The organism is Brevibacterium sp. UBA7493, from assembly GCF_002479565.1.
In the GTDB taxonomy this organism is placed as follows: Bacteria; Actinomycetota; Actinomycetes; order Actinomycetales; family Brevibacteriaceae; genus Brevibacterium; species Brevibacterium luteolum.
Genome location: NZ_DLOD01000010.1, coordinates 66,613 through 85,837 on the forward strand (window position 1 = coordinate 66,613; position 19,225 = coordinate 85,837).

Annotated in this window: 17 protein-coding genes; 5 read left to right on the forward strand and 12 right to left on the reverse strand. The window is 68.2% G+C overall.

What is annotated here, in order from left to right:
* Positions 1-3 precede the first annotated feature (3 nt).
* The 5 genes from B4E96_RS06375 to B4E96_RS06395 all read right to left on the reverse strand — a co-directional run bounded on the left by B4E96_RS06375 (position 4) and on the right by B4E96_RS06395 (position 5,782).
* Positions 4-411 (reverse strand): cytidine deaminase, encoded by a 408-nt coding sequence (locus tag B4E96_RS06375; RefSeq protein WP_286956825.1) that lies wholly within the window; start codon positions 409-411, stop codon positions 4-6.
* A 29-nt stretch (positions 412-440) separates the two neighbouring features.
* Entirely contained in the window at positions 441-1,739 is a 1,299-nt protein-coding gene (locus B4E96_RS06380) for an ABC transporter permease (protein ID WP_286956826.1), read from the reverse strand.
* A complete protein-coding gene (locus B4E96_RS06385; RefSeq protein ID WP_102162997.1) occupies positions 1,736-3,028 on the reverse strand; it encodes an ABC transporter permease in 1,293 nt (430 codons plus the stop codon). The genes B4E96_RS06380 and B4E96_RS06385 overlap by 4 nt, the downstream gene beginning before the upstream one ends.
* The gene (locus tag B4E96_RS06390) at positions 3,028-4,599 is read right to left on the reverse strand and encodes an ABC transporter ATP-binding protein (protein WP_102162998.1); all 1,572 of its coding nucleotides are present in this window, start codon (positions 4,597-4,599) and stop codon (positions 3,028-3,030) included. The genes B4E96_RS06385 and B4E96_RS06390 overlap by 1 nt, the downstream gene beginning before the upstream one ends.
* Positions 4,600-4,702: 103 nt before the next feature.
* Positions 4,703-5,782 carry a BMP family lipoprotein gene (locus tag B4E96_RS06395; protein WP_414632682.1) on the reverse strand — a complete coding sequence of 360 codons (1,080 nt, stop codon included), beginning with the start codon at positions 5,780-5,782 and terminating at the stop codon, positions 4,703-4,705.
* Between the two features lie 351 nt (positions 5,783-6,133).
* Here B4E96_RS06395 and B4E96_RS06400 point away from each other — a divergent pair, with 351 nt between their 5' ends.
* Positions 6,134-6,673 (forward strand): MarR family transcriptional regulator, encoded by a 540-nt coding sequence (locus B4E96_RS06400; protein WP_286956828.1) that lies wholly within the window; start codon positions 6,134-6,136, stop codon positions 6,671-6,673.
* Positions 6,674-6,709: 36 nt separating this feature from the next.
* Positions 6,710-8,536: an ABC-F family ATP-binding cassette domain-containing protein gene (locus tag B4E96_RS06405; RefSeq protein WP_286956829.1), complete on the forward strand. Its 1,827-nt coding sequence runs from the start codon at positions 6,710-6,712 to the stop codon at positions 8,534-8,536.
* A 74-nt stretch (positions 8,537-8,610) separates the two neighbouring features.
* Here the strand turns inward: B4E96_RS06405 and B4E96_RS06410 are convergent, their stop codons facing one another.
* From B4E96_RS06410 to rsmA, 4 genes are all read right to left on the reverse strand, one after another.
* Positions 8,611-10,269, reverse strand: a complete 1,659-nt coding sequence (locus B4E96_RS06410; protein WP_286956831.1) for an MFS transporter — start codon at positions 10,267-10,269, stop codon at positions 8,611-8,613.
* A complete protein-coding gene (locus B4E96_RS06415; protein WP_286956832.1) occupies positions 10,269-10,724 on the reverse strand; it encodes a DUF2871 domain-containing protein in 456 nt (151 codons plus the stop codon). The genes B4E96_RS06410 and B4E96_RS06415 overlap by 1 nt, the downstream gene beginning before the upstream one ends.
* 185 nt (positions 10,725-10,909) lie before the next feature.
* The gene (locus B4E96_RS06420) at positions 10,910-11,848 is read right to left on the reverse strand and encodes a 4-(cytidine 5'-diphospho)-2-C-methyl-D-erythritol kinase (protein ID WP_286956833.1); all 939 of its coding nucleotides are present in this window, start codon (positions 11,846-11,848) and stop codon (positions 10,910-10,912) included.
* On the reverse strand, positions 11,845-12,774 hold the full coding sequence (gene rsmA, locus B4E96_RS06425) for a 16S rRNA (adenine(1518)-N(6)/adenine(1519)-N(6))-dimethyltransferase RsmA (protein ID WP_286956834.1): 930 nt from the start codon (positions 12,772-12,774) through the stop codon (positions 11,845-11,847). The genes B4E96_RS06420 and rsmA overlap by 4 nt, the downstream gene beginning before the upstream one ends.
* 71 nt (positions 12,775-12,845) lie before the next feature.
* Between rsmA and B4E96_RS06430 the strand changes: the two genes are divergently transcribed.
* Positions 12,846-14,078 (forward strand): class I SAM-dependent methyltransferase, encoded by a 1,233-nt coding sequence (locus B4E96_RS06430; RefSeq protein ID WP_286956835.1) that lies wholly within the window; start codon positions 12,846-12,848, stop codon positions 14,076-14,078.
* Positions 14,079-14,172: 94 nt separating this feature from the next.
* Positions 14,173-15,075: a sulfurtransferase gene (locus tag B4E96_RS06435; protein WP_102163006.1), complete on the forward strand. Its 903-nt coding sequence runs from the start codon at positions 14,173-14,175 to the stop codon at positions 15,073-15,075.
* A 29-nt stretch (positions 15,076-15,104) separates the two neighbouring features.
* On the opposite strand, the gene B4E96_RS06440 is transcribed toward B4E96_RS06435, so the two are convergent.
* The 3 genes from B4E96_RS06440 to B4E96_RS06450 form a co-directional block, all read right to left on the reverse strand.
* A complete protein-coding gene (locus B4E96_RS06440) occupies positions 15,105-15,776 on the reverse strand; it encodes a mismatch-specific DNA-glycosylase (protein WP_257995225.1) in 672 nt (223 codons plus the stop codon).
* A complete protein-coding gene (locus B4E96_RS06445; protein ID WP_259845029.1) occupies positions 15,773-16,099 on the reverse strand; it encodes a hypothetical protein in 327 nt (108 codons plus the stop codon). The genes B4E96_RS06440 and B4E96_RS06445 overlap by 4 nt, the downstream gene beginning before the upstream one ends.
* A 152-nt stretch (positions 16,100-16,251) precedes the next feature.
* On the reverse strand, positions 16,252-17,916 hold the full coding sequence (locus tag B4E96_RS06450) for a glycoside hydrolase family 3 N-terminal domain-containing protein (RefSeq protein ID WP_286956838.1): 1,665 nt from the start codon (positions 17,914-17,916) through the stop codon (positions 16,252-16,254).
* Between the two features lie 83 nt (positions 17,917-17,999).
* Between B4E96_RS06450 and B4E96_RS06455 the strand changes: the two genes are divergently transcribed.
* Positions 18,000-19,133: a glutamate--cysteine ligase gene (locus tag B4E96_RS06455; RefSeq protein WP_286956839.1), complete on the forward strand. Its 1,134-nt coding sequence runs from the start codon at positions 18,000-18,002 to the stop codon at positions 19,131-19,133.
* Positions 19,134-19,225 lie beyond the last annotated feature (92 nt).

Genomic DNA, 19,225 nt, shown 5'->3' on the forward strand with positions numbered 1-19,225 from the left:
CTTTCACGAGGTGGTGTCGAGGTGGTCCGGGCCGAACGCCTCGGGCAGGACGTCTGCCAGCGGCCGGATGCCCGACGGCATGTCGAGGACGAGGTCGGGGCCGCCGAACTCGTAGAGCAGCTGGCGGCAGCGGCCGCATGGCACCAGCTTGTCACGGTTCTGGTCGACGCAGGCAAATGCGATGAGCCGTCCCCCGCCGGTGCGGGCGAGTTCGCTCACGAGTCCGCATTCGGCGCACAGGCCGAGCCCGTAGGAGGCGTTCTCGACATTGCAGCCGGAGACGATCCGGCCGTCGTCGACAAGTGCGGCTGCCCCGACGGGGTAGCCGGAGTACGGTGCGTAGGCGCGCTCCATCGCCTCGGTGGCGGCGTCATGCAGCTGCTGCCACACCTCGGCGTCGAACTGTCGCATGTGCAGCCTCCTTCCCTGCCTGGGCAGGGTCACTGGGTGGAGTACGGCTTGCCTTCGGCGGCCGGCGGGCGGACGCGGCCGACGAATCCGGCCACGGCGAGGATCGTGACGATGTAGGGCAGCATGAGCAGCAGCTCGCTGGGCACCGGGGTGCCGATGGCCGAGAGCGTGTTGCCGAGGTTCTTCGAGAATCCGAACAGCAGTGCCGCTGCCAGTGCGCCCACAGGGTTCCATTTGCCGAGGATCATCGCAGCCAGGGCGATGTAGCCCTGTCCGGCCGACATCTCCTTGCCGAAGGCCAGGCCGGAGCCGATCGTGAAGAACGCCCCGCCTAAGCCGGCGATCGCACCGGCGAAGATCGTGTTGGCCACCCGGTTGAGGTTGACGTTGATGCCGACGGTGTCAGCGGCCTTCGGATGCTCGCCGATCGCACGCATCCGCAGGCCCCAGCGGGAGCGAAACACGAAGATCTGCAGCAGGATCACCGTGACGTACATGAGGTAGACGAGGATGTTCTGGTTGAACAGCACGTTGCCGAGCACCGGGATGTCCGACAGCAGCGGGATCGGCAGGTTCGGCAGCTGCTGGCGTGAGTTCCACTTCTCGGCGTTGGCGGTGAGCACCGTGGAGAACAGGAAGCTGGTGACGCCGATGACGAGCACGTTGAGCACCACGCCGATGATGATCTGGTCGACCCAGTAGCGCACCGCGAAGAACGTCAGCACGACCGCGACGAGCGCGCCGGCGACAGGGGCTGCGATGAGGCCGGCGTACGGGCTGGAGAACAGCGAGGCGACGACGGCGGCGAGGAATGCACCGGCAAGCAGCTGGCCTTCGATGGCGATGTTGATGATGCCTGAGCGCTCACCGACGAGCCCGCACATCGAACCGAAGATGAGCGGCACTGACAGGGCCAGCGAACCGGCCAGCAGCGCGGTGATCGGGATGCGGCCGGTGTCTCCGCCGGCCCAGTTGAGGAAGCTGAGGACGAAGATGATGCCGAAGGACACCATCACCCACACCGGGATGCGGCGCCGGTTTGCGGCCTCGAAGGTGGCGTAGGCGGCCAATGCCAGCAGCACCACGCCGAGGACGATGCCGGTGAGCTTCGTCGGGACCGTCACCTCGGGGATGGCGAAGAAGTCACCGGAGGAGGCGAAGGCGAACGTGGTGTGCTTGCCGGCGGCGGCCAGCAGGCCGAAGAACAGCAGCGCGAGGACGGCGAGGACGCCGAAGATGATGGGGAACTTCCAGGCGATCGGCGCCCGGACGTCGGCTGCGGCGTGGTCGAGGCTCTCAGCAGCCGCGGTGGCCTTCTTGGCGTTCATCGCGCCTCCTTTGCAAGGGGTGCCGGCAGGCGGAAGATCGTGCGGACCAGCGGCGGTGCGGCGATGAGCAGCACGATGACCGACTGGACGACGAGGACGATGTCGATCGGGGTGCCGGTCTGGGACTGCATGAGGTAGCCGCCGGCGCGGAAGGCGCCGAACAGCAGACCGGCGAGCAGGGTGCCCAGCGGCCGGGACCGGCCGAGCAGGGCGACGGTGATGGCATCGAAGCCGAGCGTGCCGGCGATGCCGCCGGTGAGCTTGGCCTCGGTGCCGAGGATGAGCGAGGCGCCGGCGAGTCCCGACAGGGCGCCGGCGGTGACCATGACGAGCAGGGTGACCCGGCCGACGGAGATGCCGGCGGTGCGGGCGGCGTTCGGGTTCTCGCCGACGGCGCGGAATTCGAAGCCGAGGGTGGAGCGCTCCAGCAGCCACCAGACGAACAGCACGGCCAGCAGCGCGACGATGAAGCCGAAGTGCAGGCGGAACGGGTCCGGCAGCAGCTGCGGGAGGAAGGCGGACTCGTCGATGTTGCGGGTGGCGGGGTTGGCCGAGGTGGTCTGCTTGAACCAGCTCTGCTTGAGCAGATAGGCCAGCAGGTAGCCGGCGATCATGTTCAGCATGATCGTGACGATGACCTCGTTGGCGCCGGTGCGGGCCTTGAGGAAGCCGGCGATACCGCCCCAGCAGGCGCCGGCGACGGCACCCATGAGGAGGGCGAAGAGGAAGTGGATAACCGGCGGCAGGCCGACCGCGTAGCCGAAGTAGCCGCCGAGGATCGCGCCGAGGATGAGCTGGCCCTGGGCGCCGATGTTGAACAGGCCCGACCGGAAGGCCAGGGCGATGCCGAGGCCGGCGAGGATGAGCGGGGTGGCATTCACCATCGTCTCGGTCAGCGGGCGGATCGCGCGCACGAAGCTGGAGGCCTGCCAGTCGATGAACGCGCCGCGGAAGAGCGCCAGATAGGCCTCGCTGACGGTGCGGAAGACGGTGACGAAGAAGTCGGTCGGGCGGGCGAAGAAGTAGCCGAGGGTGGCTTGGACCTCGCGGTTGGCAGCGGCGATGAGGATGCCGCCGAGGATGAGGGCGATGACGACCGAGAGCACCGAGACCATCGCCGAGGACGACAGAATGCGGCGGATGATCGTGCCCTGGGTGGCACCCGGGCCGCTGGCTGCGGTCGAGCCGCCGCCGGAGCCGGGGCCGTTGGGGGTTGCGGGGCTCTTCGGGCCGCTGGGGCCGGCGGCGGTGTCCGTGCCGGTGGCTGCGGGAGTGGGCTGGTCCGTCATCAGAGCTCCTCCTTCGCTGCTGCAGACACGGCGGTGGCACCTGAGCCGTCGCGGTAGCGGGCCAGGGCTTCGTCGGCAGGCACGCCTGCCATCATGAGGCCGAGCACGTCGCGCGGGGTGTCACCGGGGACGATGCCGATGATCGTGCCGCGGTACATGACGGCGATCCGGTCGGCGAGGTTGAGGGCTTCATCGAGCTCGGTGGAGACGATGATGCAGGGGGTGCCGGCATCGCGTTCGGCGATGATGCGCTTGTGCACGAACTCGATCGAGCCGACGTCGAGGCCGCGGGTAGGCTGGCTGGCGATGAGCAGGCTGAGCTTGCGGCCGAGTTCACGGGAGAGCACGACCTTCTGCGCGTTGCCGCCGGACAGGGTTGAGATCGGGTCGTCGATCGAGGTCAGCCGGATGTCGAACTCCTCGACCTTCTCAGCGGCCTTCTCGCGGATGACTGTCGGGCGCAGCGCCAGGCCCTTGGCGTAGGGCTCGCGGTCGTACTGGTCGAGGATCATGTTCTCGCGGATGGAGAAGCCGGCGATGACGCCGTCGGTGGAACGGTCCTCGGGCACGAACCCGATCCCGGCGTCGAGGCGCTTCTTCACTGACTTGCCCAGCAGCGACGTACCCTCGAGGGTGATGGAGCCGGCGTGCGGCTCGTCGAGGCCGATGATCGTTTCGGCGACCTCGGTCTGGCCGTTGCCCTGCACACCTGCGATGACGAAGATCTCACCGCGGGCGACGGAGAAGGAGATGTTGTCGACGGTCACGGTGCCGTTCTTCGACAGCACGGTCAGGTCCTTGACGACGAAGGACTCCTCACCAGGGTCGGCAGGGGCCTTCTCGGTGGCGAGCTTGACGTCGCGGCCGACCATGAGGCTGGCGAGTTCCTGTTCCGAGGACGTCGGCTCCGCCTCGCCGACGACCGCCCCGCGGCGGATGACGGTGATCTGGTCGGCAACAGCCCGGACTTCGCGCAGCTTGTGCGTGATGAACACGATCGAGGTGCCCTCAGCCTTGAGCTGGCGCATGATCTCGATGAGCTCGTCGGTCTCCTGCGGGGTCAGCACCGCGGTCGGCTCGTCGAGGATGAGCACCTCGGCATCGCGGGAGAGCGCCTTGATGATCTCAACGCGCTGCTGGGCGCCGACCGGCAGGTCCTCGATGACGGCATCGGGGTCGATGTCGAACCCGAAGCGGGCGGAGATCTCGCGGACCTTCTCGCGCGCCTGGTTCAGATCGAGCAGCCCGAGGCCCTTCGTCGGCTCGTAGCCGAGGGCAACCGATTCGGCGACGGTGAAGACGGGCACGAGCATGAAGTGCTGATGCACCATGCCGATGCCGGCGGCAACAGCGTCACCGGGCCCGGAGAAGGTGCGTTCGGTGCCGTCGATGAGGATCTGGCCGCCGTCTGGGGCGTAGAGGCCGTAGAGGACGTTCATGAGCGTCGACTTGCCGGCGCCGTTCTCACCGAGCAGGGCGTGGATCTCGCCGGGTTCGATGACGAGGTTGATGTCATCGTTGGCGACGAGGGATCCGAATACCTTGGTGATCCCGCGGAGCTCGAGTTTCACGTGGACTCTCCTTTATTCCGCAGCCGAGGCGGTGCTCACCGTAAGCGTGTGCGCTGGCGAGCGCACGTGGTCAGGCGAGCACCGCCTCGGGCGTGGAAGGAACTTACTGCTGCGGGGTCGAGGGCGACTCGACGGTGATCTCGCCGTCGATGATCTGCTGCTTGAGATCTTCGACTTCCTTCTTCAGGCCGTCATCGACCTGGTCCTCGAAGTCGTGGTACGGGGCCAGTCCGACGCCCTCGTTCTCCAGCGTGCCGACGTAGGGCTTGGCGTCCCAGTTGCCGTCCTTGGCTGCCTCGACGGTGTCATAGACGGCCGTCGAGATCTCCTTCATCACCGAGGTGAGCATGACGTCCTTGTACTCGGCAGCCGACTCGTAGCCGTCGGAGTCGACCCAGATGACCTTGGTGCCATCAGACTTCGATGCGGCCGAGGCGGCGCCGAGGCCGACCGGTCCGGCGACCGGCATGATGATGTCAGCGCCCTGCGAGATGAACTGCTCGGTCAGCGCCTGTCCCTGTCCCTGGTTCTCGAAGTCGCCAGAGAACGAGCCCTCCTGCTTCTCCTTGTCCCAGCCGAGGAGCTGGACATCTTCGCCCTTGTCCTCGTTGTACTTGTCGACGCCGTCAGCGAAGCCGTCCATAAAGATCGACACCGACGGGATCTGCATGCCGCCGAAGGTGGCGACCTTGCCCGATTCGCTCATGCCCGCAGCCAGGTAGCCGGCGAGGTAGGAGGCCTCAGCAGTGTTGAACACCAGCGGCTTGGCGTTCTCGAGTTCGACCGGGTTGCCGTCGCCATCGGAGAAGGTGGAGTCGATGAGCGCGAAGTTCATATCAGAGTTGGCCTCAGCGGCCTCCTGCAGTGCGTCTTCGAGGAGGAAGCCGACGCCGAAGGTCAGGTCGCAGCCCTGCTGGACCATATTGTCGACATTGGGCCCGAAATCGGAGTCGTCAGCGGATTCGGCAAGGGCCTCTTCGATGCCGAAGTCCTCCTTGGCCTTGTCGAGGCCCTCGCGGCCGGACTGGTTGAAGGATTTGTCGTCCCAGCCGCCGGAGTCGGAGACCATGCACGCCTTGAAGTCGCTTGCCTCTCCCCCGCCGTTGGAGGATTCCTCCGGAGCCTCACCACAGGCCGACAGCAGCAGTGCAGACGCTGCCGCGAGGGCGGTGGCCGGAACCATGATCGATTTCTTCACAGGATGTCTCCCAGTCTCGTGTGTTCTGAAAACAGGTGAACCTGGCCGTTTGGTGAGAACGGCCTGCACCTATCATGAGTCATTTTTGCACACTTTCATGCTTTCGGAGCGGGTGTCGGGCGGACGTTGCCCAGCCGTGACCTGCACCGACACGCGGCTGCGCCACCTCGCGTGTGTCAGTCCTGGAACACCGGAAGCGCAATCCTGCCATAACGGGCGGTCTGCCCTGTCTGCGGCGTCGCGGTGAGGCTAGTGTGCCCGACAGGACCAGTTCCACAAGACCAGTTCCACTCACCCTGTCGTGCAGCTTCGGCTGCCTGCTCGAAAGGCTCGCTGATGACCGCTTCACGCCGCACCCGGCGCCCGGCCTCTCCCCCGTCTGGGGAGGCGACGCGCAGACTCTCGGCCATCGAGTCGATCGTGCGGGCCAACCAGCGTCAGCTCGTCAGTCTGCGCTTGGCGACCGCCCGGTTCCTGCGCACCGAGCGGCTGAGCACGACGGACTTCCATGTCCTCCAGCTCATCTCGATGTCCGCAGCCGACGAACAGCCGGCACGGCCCCAGGAGATCTGCCGCCAGCTCGACATCTCCGCTTCGACGCTGACGTCGATCACCGAGCGCCTGGCTGCGGCTGGTTTCGTCGACCGGCAGCGCCATGCATCCGACCGGCGGCGCACGGCACTGCTGCCAACCGAGGCGGCCACGGCTCTGCTGCAGCGGCATCACCGGCTGCTCACCCGGTCCTACGCCGAGGTGCTCGCCACCCGGCCCAGGGCGGTGCTCACCGCCTGCATCGAGGTCGTGGATGCCCTCGACGCCGGCAACGCCCGCTGCGCGGCCGCCCTCAACGGCAACGGCAACGGAAATGGGGCATAAGACTTCAGCCTGACGGGCCGCGCGTACCATGGGGCCGTGGCACATCTACTCGGCGCGGAAGCGATCGCACTCGAATACCCGACCCGCACGGTCTTCGACTCTGTCACCCTCGGCATCGACGCCGGTGATCGGATCGGCATCGTCGGCCGCAACGGCGACGGCAAGTCCAGCCTCATGGGCATGCTCGCCGGCACCATCACTCCGGATGCCGGGCGGGTGACCCGTCGCGGCGGCACCCGCCTGGGAGTCCTCGACCAGACCGACGATCTCGACGCCTCGGCGACGGTGCAGGCCTCCATCGTCGGCGACGCGCCCGAACACGAATGGGCATCAGATCCGCAGATCCGCGATGTGCTCGCCGGGCTGACCTGCGACATCGACTTCCAGGCGAGGGTCGGCGCGCTCTCCGGCGGGCAGCGCCGCCGGGTGGCGCTGGCGAAGCTGCTCGTCGGCGACTGGGACATCCTCGCCCTCGACGAGCCGACCAACCACCTCGACGTCGAGGGGATCGCGTGGCTGGCCGAGCACCTCAAGCGGCGCTGGCCGGCCGGGTCCGGGGCGCTGCTTGTCATCACCCACGACCGGTGGTTCCTCGACGAGGTGTGCACGACGACGTGGGAGGTCCACGACGGCATCGTCGAACCCTTCGAAGGCGGATACGCCGCCTATGTCCTCCAGCGCGTCGAACGCGACCGGCAGGCTGCCGTGGCCGAGGCGAAGCGGCAGAACCTCATGCGCAAGGAACTCGCCTGGCTGCGCCGCGGAGCGCCTGCCCGGACGTCGAAGCCGAAATTCCGCATCGATGCGGCCAATGCGCTCATCGCCGATGTGCCGCCAGTGCGCAATCCGATCGAACTCACCCGCCTGGCGACCGCCCGGCTGGGCAAGGACGTCATCGATGTGCTCGATGCCTCGGTGTCCTTCGGCGAACGCGAGATCCTGCTCGGTGTCACGTGGCGGATCGGCCCCGGTGAGCGCTCCGGGATCCTCGGCGCGAACGGGGCGGGCAAGTCGACGCTGCTGGGGCTCATCGCCGGCACCGTCGAACCGAGCGCCGGGCGCATCAAACGCGGCAAGACCGTCAAGCTCGCCGTGCTCGATCAGCAGTTCTCGCAGCTGGCCGAGATCGAAGGCGAGCGGGTGCGTGAGGTGCTCGGCAGGCAGAAGAGCTCGGTCGTCGTCGACGGCAAGGAGCTCACACCCGCCCAGCTGCTCGAACGCCTCGGGTTCTCGAATGCTTACCTGTCCGCCCGGGTCGGGGATCTCTCAGGCGGGCAGCGCCGCCGCCTGCAGCTGCTGCTCGTGCTGCTCGACGAGCCGAACGTCATGATCCTCGACGAGCCGACCAACGACCTCGACGTCGACATGCTCGCCGCGATGGAGGACCTCCTCGACTCGTGGCCAGGCACCCTGCTCGTCGTCTCCCACGACCGCTACCTGCTCGAGCGCGTGACCGACCAGCAGTACGCGATCATCGACGGCAAGCTCCGCCACGTCCCCGGCGGAGTCGATGAGTACCTCAAGCTGCAGCGCCAGGCCGGTCCGGCCGAGGCTTCCCGCTCCCGAGGCGGTGCTGGCGCAGGTGGCGGCGGCGGGGGCGACGGGATCAGGACTGATAGCGCCGAGGAGCCGACGGGACTCACCGGTGCCGAGCGGCGGGCAGCGGAGAAGGAGCTGGCCTCGCTCGAGCGGCGCTTGGACAAGCTCAGTCAGCAGATCAGCCGGGTGCATGAGCGCATGGCTGATCACGACCAGGCGGACTTCGAGGGGCTGCAGTCCTATACGAATGAGCTGCGGGAGCTGGAAACGGAATCGTCCGAACTCGAAGACCGGTGGCTGGAGCTTTCGGAGGAACTGGGCTGACTGAACGCTGAGCTCCTGCTTTCGGGGCACGGTCGATGCGGCGGCCGCCGCGCTGCCGGGTGGCCTCGACGCGGTCAGGATCCGTGCACCGACTGCCCATCTGCATGTGCCGCCGCAGCCTGACGGACGTTCACGGCGCCGATGAAACCGAGGATGAGGAACACAGTCGCCGTCAGCAGCGTCCACCGGGTGGCGTCGGCGAATCCGGTCGCGAGCGCGTCGACGACGGCGAAAGTATGCTCCCCGAACTGACTGCCAGATCCTTCGGCCCGCAGCTGGACGATGGTGCCGCCGGCTGACTGGCGTGTCGCCTCGGCAAGCGCGTCACCGGCCTGTCCGGTCACGCCGGCAGAGCCGAGGGCGCTCGGCAGGGTGAGGGCCAGCGACAGGGACAGGGCAGCACCGGCGAACGCGGTGCCGAGTGCCGAGCCGACCTGGCGGACGGTGCTCTGGGTGGCCGAGGCCTGCCCGGAGCTGCCGACCGGGATCTCATTGAGCACGGTGCTGGTCAGCTGCGCTGATGCCAGGCCGAGGCCGAGTCCATAGGCGACGAGCGGGGCCGCAATGATCCAGGCCGGTGTCTGGCCGCCGATGACGAACGTGAGAACGAGCACGCCGCTGACTTCGAGTCCGAGGCCGATGAGCACGGTGGCCGGAGCCCCGAGCCGGGCGGCGACGTGCCGCGCAGCAGCCCCGGAGAAGAACGCGCCGAGTGCCATTGCGGCAAGCACCAGGCCGGCGCTCATGACGCTGAGAGCCAGGGCGTTGATGAGGTAGAGCGGCAGGACGAAGATGATGGCGAACTCGCCGATCGCGACCATTGCGGCAGTGACGTTGCCCCACGAGAAGGTCGAGTAGGAGAACAGCCCGAGGTCGAGGATGGCTGACCGGTGCCGGCGCTCGCGGCGCCTCTCCCAGCGGATGAAGACGATGAAGGCGAGAACGGAGACCGCCAGCGCGACCGGCACGGCAGAGATCGGGGCGCTGGCCGGCCAGGTCCAGCCGAGGATGACGAGGTCGGCCGTGGGTGTCCACCAGCCGAGGTCGGAGCCTTCGATGACGGTGAAGACGAGGGTGCCGAAGGTGAGGATGCTCAGGATCGCACCGTCGATGTCAGCACCGGGCAGGCGCTGATCGCTGCGGGTCTCGCGCACCGTGAAGACTGCGGCGAGCGCCACGAGCAGGCCGAGGGGCACATTCACAAGGAAGATCCAATGCCAGGACATCCATTGGGTCAGCGCACCGCCGGCCAGCGGGCCGACAGCGGCGGCACCGGAGATCACCGCACCCCAGACGCGGAAGGCCGCGGCTCGGTAACGGCCGCGGAAGATGGCGTTGACGCTCGACAGCGTCGAGGGCATGATGAGCGCCGCGCCCACGGCCTGGACAGCGCGCGAGGCGATGAGCGGTCCGGCCGCTGTCGAGAGCCCGGCGAGGATGCTGCCGGCGATGAAGACAGCCAGGCCGGCGATGAACGTGCGCTTGCGGCCGAATCTGTCAGCGAGCTTGCCAGTTGGCAGCAGCAGGGCCGCCAGCAGCACCGCATAGAGGCTGTTGACCCACTGCGCCTGTGTCAGGTCGAGACGGAGGTCGGTGATGATCGCCGGCAGCGCCACCCCGACGATCGTGCCGTCGAGGACGATGAGTCCGAGCCCGACCGACAGCGCAGCTAAGGCGAGCCAGTCGCGACGTTCCGGACGCCGACCGGCCCCCTCCGCCTCGGGAGCAGTCATCAGGCGCTCACGGCCGTTCCGGATCCGGCAGGAGCGGCGGTGAGCGGGGCGGAGATGGCCCGGCGCAGGGCGATGATGAAGACGATGAGTCCGGCAGTGATGAGGATGTGGCCGATGCCGGCGATGCCGGCGATCATGGCGTTGGATTCCCGGCCGAGGACGGTGAGGCTGCCGTGCCAGACCATCATCGCCACGGTGGTCAGCACGCCGGCGTTGTAGAGCCAGAAGAACCAGAGGAACAGCTTGCGGCTGTGAGAGATCGCGAAGAGCTTCTCGAGGGCGAGGAAGATGAGGAACATCATGAAGCCCAGCGCCAGCAGGTGGGTGTGGGTGGCCGAGAGCTGGGTGAACTCCCCTGCGGCGAAGCCGTTGACCTTGGTGAATTCGCGGTAATACAGGCCGGAGGCGAGCCCGAGAATGAGGTAGGCGGTTGCGGCTCTGAACAGTGCGGTCATGGGCATCCCTTCTCTGGTGATCCTGGTGCGGGTACGGGAGTGTTCGATTCCATTCCACCAGGATGACCGACGCTTGGGATCGTGCAGGAGGTCGAATCCGGTGTCAACCGAACGGTCGATTCTCAGCTGCAGGCGTACAGCGGTGCTGCCGGTCACGAGGCGGGCGAGCGCTCAGACGCAGGTGCTCAGCCATTCACCAGGTGTGCGCCGCCGGCCGGCGCGGTGGTGCGCACCACGTCACGGACTCCGCGGGTGGCTTCGAGCAGCACGGTGAGGTCAAGGGCATGCGTCGGATCGGCGACGAGGAACCCGACCGTCGGCCCCGAGCCGGAGACGAGTGCGGCGAGGGCTCCTGCCTGCCGCCCGGATTCCATGACATCGGCGATGCCGGGCAGCAGCTCGATCGCCGCGTCGGTCATGTCGTTGTGCAGCACTCCGGCCAGAGTATGCGGGTCACCTGCAGTCAGTGCCGTGACGATGTCATCGGGATCATGCAGGGTGTCATCGGTCGCCGCCGTGGTCTCGCAGCGCAGCTCATCGAGGGTCCGGTACACCTCGGGTGTGGACAGGGATTCCACCGAGGTGGCGAGCACCCAGTGGAACGTGCCGGACCCGGCGACGGGAACGAGTTCGTCGCCGCGGCCGGTGCCGATCGCAGTGCCGCCGGTGAGCGCAAACGGCACGTCGGCGCCGAGTTCGGCGGCGATCCTGGCGAGCAGCTCTGCGTCATCGCAGCCGATGAGCTCCGCGTAGGCGACCAGCGCTGCGGCCGCGTCGGCTGACCCGCCGCCCATGCCGCCGGCGACCGGAACCTGTTTGTCGATCAGGATGGCGACCGGGATGTGCGTCTCGGCCGCCTCGGACAGTGCCGCGACGGCCTGGACGGCGAGGTTGCGGCTGTCGAGTGGGACGGTGGTGTCCGCTCTGGGGCCGGTGAGCGTCACCGCGGTCTCGGCCGCCGGGGAGAGCGTGATCGTCTCGGCCAGGTCGAGTGACTGGAAGACGCTGACGAGGTCATGGTAGCCGTCGGCGCGCTGCGGGCCGACGGAGAGGAAGACGTTGATCTTGCCGTAGGCGCGCGCGGTGACCGAACGGGCGCCGAGCTGGGAGACTTCTGCGTTCATACCCGGTCCCCCTCGCCCGTTCCCGCAGCGGTGGGCGGCGTGCCCGAGGCGGTGGGCGCTAGGGCGCTGGTCGTCTCCGCCGCCTCGGCGATGGCGATGAAATCGGTGATCGTCAGCGTCTCCCCACGTGCCCGCGGGTCAATGCCGGCTGCGGTGAGGATCTCCTCGGCACGGGCGGGCGAGCCGGCCCAGCCGGACAGGGCAGAGCGCAGGGTCTTGCGGCGCTGAGCGAAGGCGGCGTCGATGCAGGAGAACACCGTCTGCTTCTCAGCGGTGTAGGGGTGCGCGTGCCGGGTGATGCGCACGAGCCCGGAGTCGATGTTGGGGGCTGGCCAGAAGACGTTCTTGCCGATCGTGCCGGCCCGAGTGACGGTGCCGTACCACTGAGCCTTGGCACTGGGCACCCCGTAGGTGCGCGAGCCAGGGCCGGCGGCGAGCCGGTCGGCGACTTCGGCCTGGACCATGACGAGGACCGTGTCGATGGTGGGGAAGGTGGCGAGGAAGTGCAGCAGCACAGGCACGGCGACGTTGTAGGGCAGGTTCGCCACGAGCGCCTGCGGGCCGGGTGCCGCACTGCCGGCGGCATCGGGAAGCTCGGTGACGTGCAGGGCGTCAGCGGTGACGAGCGCGAAGTCGGCATCGGTGCCGTGGTGGGTCTCGATTGTGGCCGGCAACCGGGCGGCGAGTGCCGGGTCGACTTCGACGGCGGTCACGGCGTGGCCGGCTTCGAGCAGCGCGAGGGTCAGCGAGCCGAGTCCGGGTCCGATCTCGACGACCCGGCAGCTCTCGGGCAGCTCGGCGGCTGTGACGATCATGCGCACCGTGTTGGGGTCGATGACGAAGTTCTGCCCGCGCTGCTTGGTGGGGCGCAGGCCGATCTCGGCGGCGAGTGCCCGGATGTCGCGGGCACTGAGGAGGTTCGTCACGGTTCTTACCCTAAACGACTCAGTGGCGCTGTCCACCACAACGGCTGCAGCCACCCGATAGGGTGGCATCTATGGATCCGCAGATGCTGGCCGCCGTGCTCGAACCCGAGGTGTACCGCCTGCTCGATGAGCTGGAGTACTCACGTGCCAATGAGCTCGCCCTCGCTGAGCGGCTGCGCCGGCAGGGGTTGGGTCCCGAGGCCGCGACTGCGGTTCTCGCCCAAGCCGAGCTGCGACAGGAGGCGGAGGCGAAGTTCGGGCCGTTCGCGGCCGATATGCTCTTCACCCGCCCTGGCCTGGAGCAGGCGACCCGTCTGCCGGTCGCTGCCCATCATGCCGCCCGGATGACCGCCGCAGGTGCGCAGGTCATCGCCGATCTGGGCTGCGGGATCGGAGCCGATGCGCTGGCCTTCGCAGGTCTCGGCGCCAGCGTTGAGGCTGTCGATGCCGATGAGGTGACGGCGGCGATCGCGGCGTTCAATCTGCGGCACCTCGACACCGTCACCGTCTCCCACGCCCGCGCTGAGGAGTACGATCTCTCCCGTGCCGATGCGCTCTGGCTCGACCCTGCCCGGCGGGACACCGCCTCGGGCAGGGCCAGCGGCGCCTCTCGCCTGAGCGATCCCGAGGCGTTCTCGCCGTCGTTGTCGTGGGCGTTCAAGGCCGCCGCCGAGGTGGCAGGCGCCGGGATCAAGCTCGGGCCGGCGTTGGATCACGGCCTGGTTCCTCACGGCTGGGAGGCGCAGTGGGTTTCGCATGAGGGTGATGTGGTCGAGGTGGCGCTGTATCACGGCGCGGTGTGCCAGCGGCCGGGCCGCAGCGCGCTGATCATGCGCGACGGCGGGACGCTGGCCGTCCACGAATCCGAGGTGCCGGCAGACGATGAGACCGGCATCGGCGAGCTCGGCGCGTACCTCTTCGAACCCGATGGCGCGATCGTGCGCGCCGGTCTCGTGCGAGCGCTGTGCGCGCCTCTGAATGTGCGGCGGATCTCCGCTCCGATCGCGTATCTGACAGGGGACGCCCTGCCGGCTGGAGCTGCCGCCCGGGCGGTGCGGGCATGGCGGATCGCCGATGTGCTGCCGGCTGGCATCAAGCCGCTGCGCCGGGCGCTCATCGAACGCGGCATCAGCCGGGTCGTCATCAAGAAGCGCGGGGCTGATATCGCACCCGACCAGGTGCGCCGCCAGCTCAAGCTGCCCAAGGGCGGCCGGCCCGCCACTCTGTTCTTCACCCGGATCGGTGAGCAGCATGCGGTGCTGCTGGCCGATCACGTCGAGCTGGGTTCCGCGGCCGAGCCGTGACCTGCCTGCCGGAGCCGAGCCCGCCTGCGTCCTGTGCTCCCCTCCCCTGATCGCATGTCCCTGACCAGAACTGTTCCCCAGCGAGAGGAATCCGATGTCCCGCGCCGACCACCTCATCACCGTCGACCAACTTGCTGCTGAGCGCATGTCCGCCTCGCCGCCGGTGCTGCTCGATGTCCGATGGAGCCTGCAGCAGCCCGATGGCTCCGGTGCGTTCGCCGCCGGCCACATCCCCGGTGCACTCTACGTCTCCCTTGATGACGATCTGGCCGGGTCCAGCGATGACGCCCGCGAAGGCCGCCATCCGCTGCCGAGCCCGAGCCGGTTCGAGCAGACCGTCCGTTCGTGGGGAATCGAGGCCGCCACCCCGGTTGTCGTCTACGACGCCGGCCCTGGCCTGGGTGCCGCCCGCGCCTGGTGGCTGCTGCGCTGGGCAGGTGTCGGCAATGTGCGCCTGCTCGACGGCGGCTACGCCGCGTGGACGCAAGCCGAGCGCGAGGTCGAGGCCGGGTCTGCTGAGCACGCCGCTGCCGAGGTGCCGGCCTCGGCCTTCGAGATTCGGCCCGGTCAGCTGCCGGTCACCGATGCCGATGGGATCGCCGAGCTCGCCGCTTCGGGCACGGTCATCGACGCTCGTGCCCCGGAGCGCTATGCCGGTGAGTCCGAGCCATTGGACTCGCGTGCCGGGCACATTCCCGGCGCCCTGTCAGCACCTGCGCCAGGCAACCTCTCCGATGGCATGTTCTTAGAAGAAGACGGGCTCAAGCAGCGTTTCGCCGCCCTCGGCATCGATGTCGAGGCCGGCAGCGGCGCCGGCGAGGGCGGTCAAGCGCCGGTGGGCGTGTACTGCGGTTCGGGTGTGACGGCGTGCCATAACGCACTGGCGCTGGCGACACTCGGCATTGACTCGGTGCTCTACGCACCGAGCTGGTCGGGCTGGTCATCGGATGCCGAGAGGCCGGCTGCCACCGGATTCGAGGAGCCCGTCGACAGCTGAGCGCCGCACTCGTTCGGGCCGACGCTCGTTCAGCCCGCTGGAGACGTTGACTGCCAGACGTCGCGCCATTTGGCGGCAAGCGTGTCGATGTTCTCGTGCGCGTTGAGGCCGCTGGGCTGCGGAACCACCCACAGCTGGGTGTCTTTCGGCCACCCGTCGATGAGTGTTGTGTCCTGTTTCCCGAGCACGGCTTTGGGCTGCCGGAACGCGGTGCGGAAGGCGGTGATCCCGGCGATCGCTGCGGCCTGCGGGCGTAGCGTCTGGATGCGGGTGACGAGTGTGGTGGCACCGGTTCGAAGCTCGTCTCGGTTCAGCTCATCGGCGCGGGCGGTGGCTCGGCCGACGATGTTCGTGATCCCGATGCCGCGCTCGATGAGGTGGCGTTCATCAGCGAGGTCGAGTCCGCGTGAGGCGTCGATGAGGTGATCGGTCAGCGCTGCGCGGTGCAAGGAGGGCCAGAACCGATTGCCGGGCCGGGCGAAGGGGGCGTTGACCGCAGCGGTCCACAGGCCGGGGTTGATGCCGATGATCAGCAGCCGCAGCGGCGGGTCGCCGGGCCCGGGCAGGACATCGTCGATCGAGTCCGGGTTGTCGGTGGCGAAGGCCGGCAGGTCGTCCTTCGTCGGTTTACGGCCGCCCAGCGGTGAGGGTCGCCGTGACGATGACGCCTGCTGGACGGCCTGAGGATCCGGTCGGCTCACCGTGGGCTGTCGGCCGGGGTGGGGGTCTGGCGCTGACGGCGCACAGCGCTCTCCTTCTGCGCATCGCGGTAGAAGGCGTAGAGGACTCCGGCGAGGACGACAGAGCCGAGGACGGCGAGGAAGCCGTAATCCTGCAGATAGGCCATCGTGTCCGGTGCCATCCATGCATAGATGCCGGTGATCGCAAAGGAGACTGCGGTCAGGGTCGCCCAGATGAGGATGAAGTCGGACTTGTGACGCGGCCTCTGGGTGAAGAACCGGGCGAGGCGACCCTTCTCTTTCGCGGTCTGCTGCCGCTCGGCCGAGTGGTGCGGGGCTGCCATGATGCCGTCACGTCCGTTCGCGGATTCGGGGCTGATCTGCCCGGGTCAGGCAGATCCTGGGGGTCTCCTCACTGTACTCCCCCGCTCCGTGGCTCTCAATGATTCGCGCTGGTCAGCGCTGCCGCCGGCCGGTCGTGTGGGCGGCTTTCGGCTCAGCTGCAGTCCGGCGGATTCACTCCCTCGACCTTCACCGGCAGGGAGCCAGTGGCCTCAAGGTCACCTGTCAGATAGCGGGCCACAGCGGTCATGCCCGGCTGCCAGTCGTCGTAGATCGCCAGCTGGGTACCGGATTCGTAGCCGTCGAGCTCCCACGGCCCGGACAGGGCGACGGCGACATCGGCCTTCTTCGAGTTGCGAGCCTTGGCCTGCTTGACGGTCTCGGAGCCCAGCAGCGGACCGGGCACGAGCGCGACCGTCGTCTCTGCGCCGTCGGTGACGTTGAGTCCGGCTTCTTTCGCTGCCTCGGTGAAGGCTTTGACGCCCAGGTCGGAGCCGGTGACCGAGACCTCGTCGACGGGTTCGGCGAACCGGCATTCACCGTTCATGACCGTCAGCGCGGCTACGGCGAGTTGCTGGCGCTGGTCGTCCTCTGACTTTCCGGCATCGTCACCGGCATCGCCAGCTGTTGCGGTCTGCCACAGCTGGGCGGCCACCACCCGGGTGGCCGATTCCTCCAGGTCCGCACGCTTCAAGGTTCCGTCGCCCAGGGCGGTGCGCACCGCCTCGGCCGCGGCCGCGCTGTCCGGGGGCAGGAGCGCCAGGTCAGCGCCGGCGGCGAGCGCCTTGACGGTCTCCTGGCCGGGGCTGCCGGCCGTGACCGCGCCCATATTCAGGGCGTCGGTGACGATGAGCCCCTCGAAGCCGACGTCCTCGCGCAGCGCCTGGTAGGCCTTCGGATTGAGCGAGGCCGGCAGCGTCTCATCACCAGGCAGGGCAATGTGGCCGACCATCATCGAAGTCGCGACACCGGCCTCGGCGGCATCGGCGAAGGGCACGAAATCGCGGTCGGCGAGCTCGTCGAGGGACTTCTGTGACACCGGGAGCGTCTCGTGGGAGTCCTCGGTCAGCGCCCCGTGGCCGGGGAAGTGCTTGAGCGAGGAGATGATGCCGGCCTCGTCATAACCGGTGACAGCCGCCTCGACGACGGATGAGACGCGCTGCGGGTCGTCACCTGCGGACCGGACGCTGATGGCCGGATCGCCCTTGCCGACGGTGACGTCGGCGACGGGGGCGAAGTCGGTGGTGAAACCGAGTTCGATGAGATCACGACCCTGCAGAGCCGTGATCTGGCTGGTCAGCGCCGGATCGTCTGCCGCACCGTGGGCCATGAGCGGCGGCAGTTCGACGGCCGCGCTGCCAGCACGGGTGACCGGACCGCCCTCTTGGTCGACGCCGATCATCGTCTGCCAGCCGCGCTCACCGGAAGCTGTGCGGAACTGGTCGGTCATCGTCCTGAGCGTCTGCCGGTCGACGTCCTGCGGGAGGTTGTAGGGCATGACGATGACGCCGGCGAGCTTGTCATCGCGGATCAGCTTGGCCCCGGCTGCGGCATCGGTGCCGTCATAGGAGCCCATGATGACCGCCCCGGCCAGCGCCGTGTCGTCCATCTCGGCGACGATGCCCTTCGCCTCGTCAGTGAAGTCGGCAGGCCGGGCGTCGGGCTGGGCACTCGTCGTCGGCGAATTCGCCGCTGGGGTCTCAGCAGCCACAGGGCTGCTCTGCTCCTGGGGCCCGTCAGTTTCGCCACGGCTGCAGCCGGTGAGTGTGAGGGCGCCGGCGAGCAGTCCGGCGAGGACGATCGAAGAGGTGCGAGCCATGAGGCCATCGTAACGGGCCCGAGGCGGCGACCGCCTCAGGAGCGGATGGGTGGGAAAAGACAAGGGTTCTGTAGGATTTGCGCATGGTTGATTTCGCGCGCTCTCCACGGTCGACCCTCGGCGTCGAATGGGAACTCGGGCTTGTCGATACGGCCTCGCTCGACCTCGTGCCGCGTGCCGGCGAGGTGCTCGCTGCCGTCGAGGAGCGCGCCGCGCTGCGTGGGCGGATCGTCGGGGAGATGCTGACGAACACCGTCGAGGCGGTCACCGGCGTGCACTGCACCGTCGCTCAGGCCAGTGCGGAGCTGGCCGAAACGATCGGCCAGCTGCACGAGATCACCGAGCCGCTGGGCATCCGGATGCTCTCAGCCGGCACCCACCCATTCGCCCGCTGGAAGGATCAGCAGGTCACCGAGGCCGAACGCTACGCCGAGCTCATCAACCGCACCCAGTGGTGGGGCCGGCACATGCTCATCTTCGGGCTGCATACGCATGTCGGGATCGATGACCGGGACAAGGTGCTGCCGATCCTGAATGCACTGCTGGCCTACGTGCCGCATCTGCAGGCGGTGAGTGCGTCTTCGCCGTTCTGGTCCCGGCAGGACACGAGCTACGCCTCGAACCGGGCGATGATGTTCCAGCAGCTGCCGACGGCCGGGCTGCCGTATCAGTTCGATGCCTGGGCTGATTACGAGGCGTATACGCGCGACATGTTCACCACCGGTGTCATCGATGAGATCAACGAGATCCGCTGGGACATCCGCCCAGCGCCCAAGTGGGGCACGATCGAGGTGCGGGTCTGCGATGCGATGCCGAGCCTGCGCGAAGTCGCCGCTGTCACCGCGTTCGTCCAGTGCCTCGTCGATGACTTCTCCGCCCGTCTCGATGCCGGTGAGACGCTGCCGACGATGCCGGATTGGTTCCATGTGGAGAACAAGTGGCGGGCGGCGCGCTATGCGATGGAGGCGATCATCATCGAAAACGCCGCCGCCGATGAGCGGCTCGTCACCGATGTCATCGCCGATGAGGTCGCGCGCCTGCAGCCGGTGGCTGAGAGGCTCGGCTGTGTCGACGAGCTGGCCGACATGCTGCGGTTCGCTGAGACCGGGGCGAGCTACCAGCGCCAGCGCGCGGAGTTCTACCGCACCGGCAAGCTGACCGCTGTGGCCCGCCAGCTGGCTGAGGAATTCGACGCCGGGGTGCACGGCAGGCTCTGACCGCGGGGCCGGGTCGCCATTCCCGAGGCGCTCGCCGGCAGGGTTCCGGTCGCCGGCAGGTTGCCGCCCGCCGGCAGGTTTCCGGTCGCCGG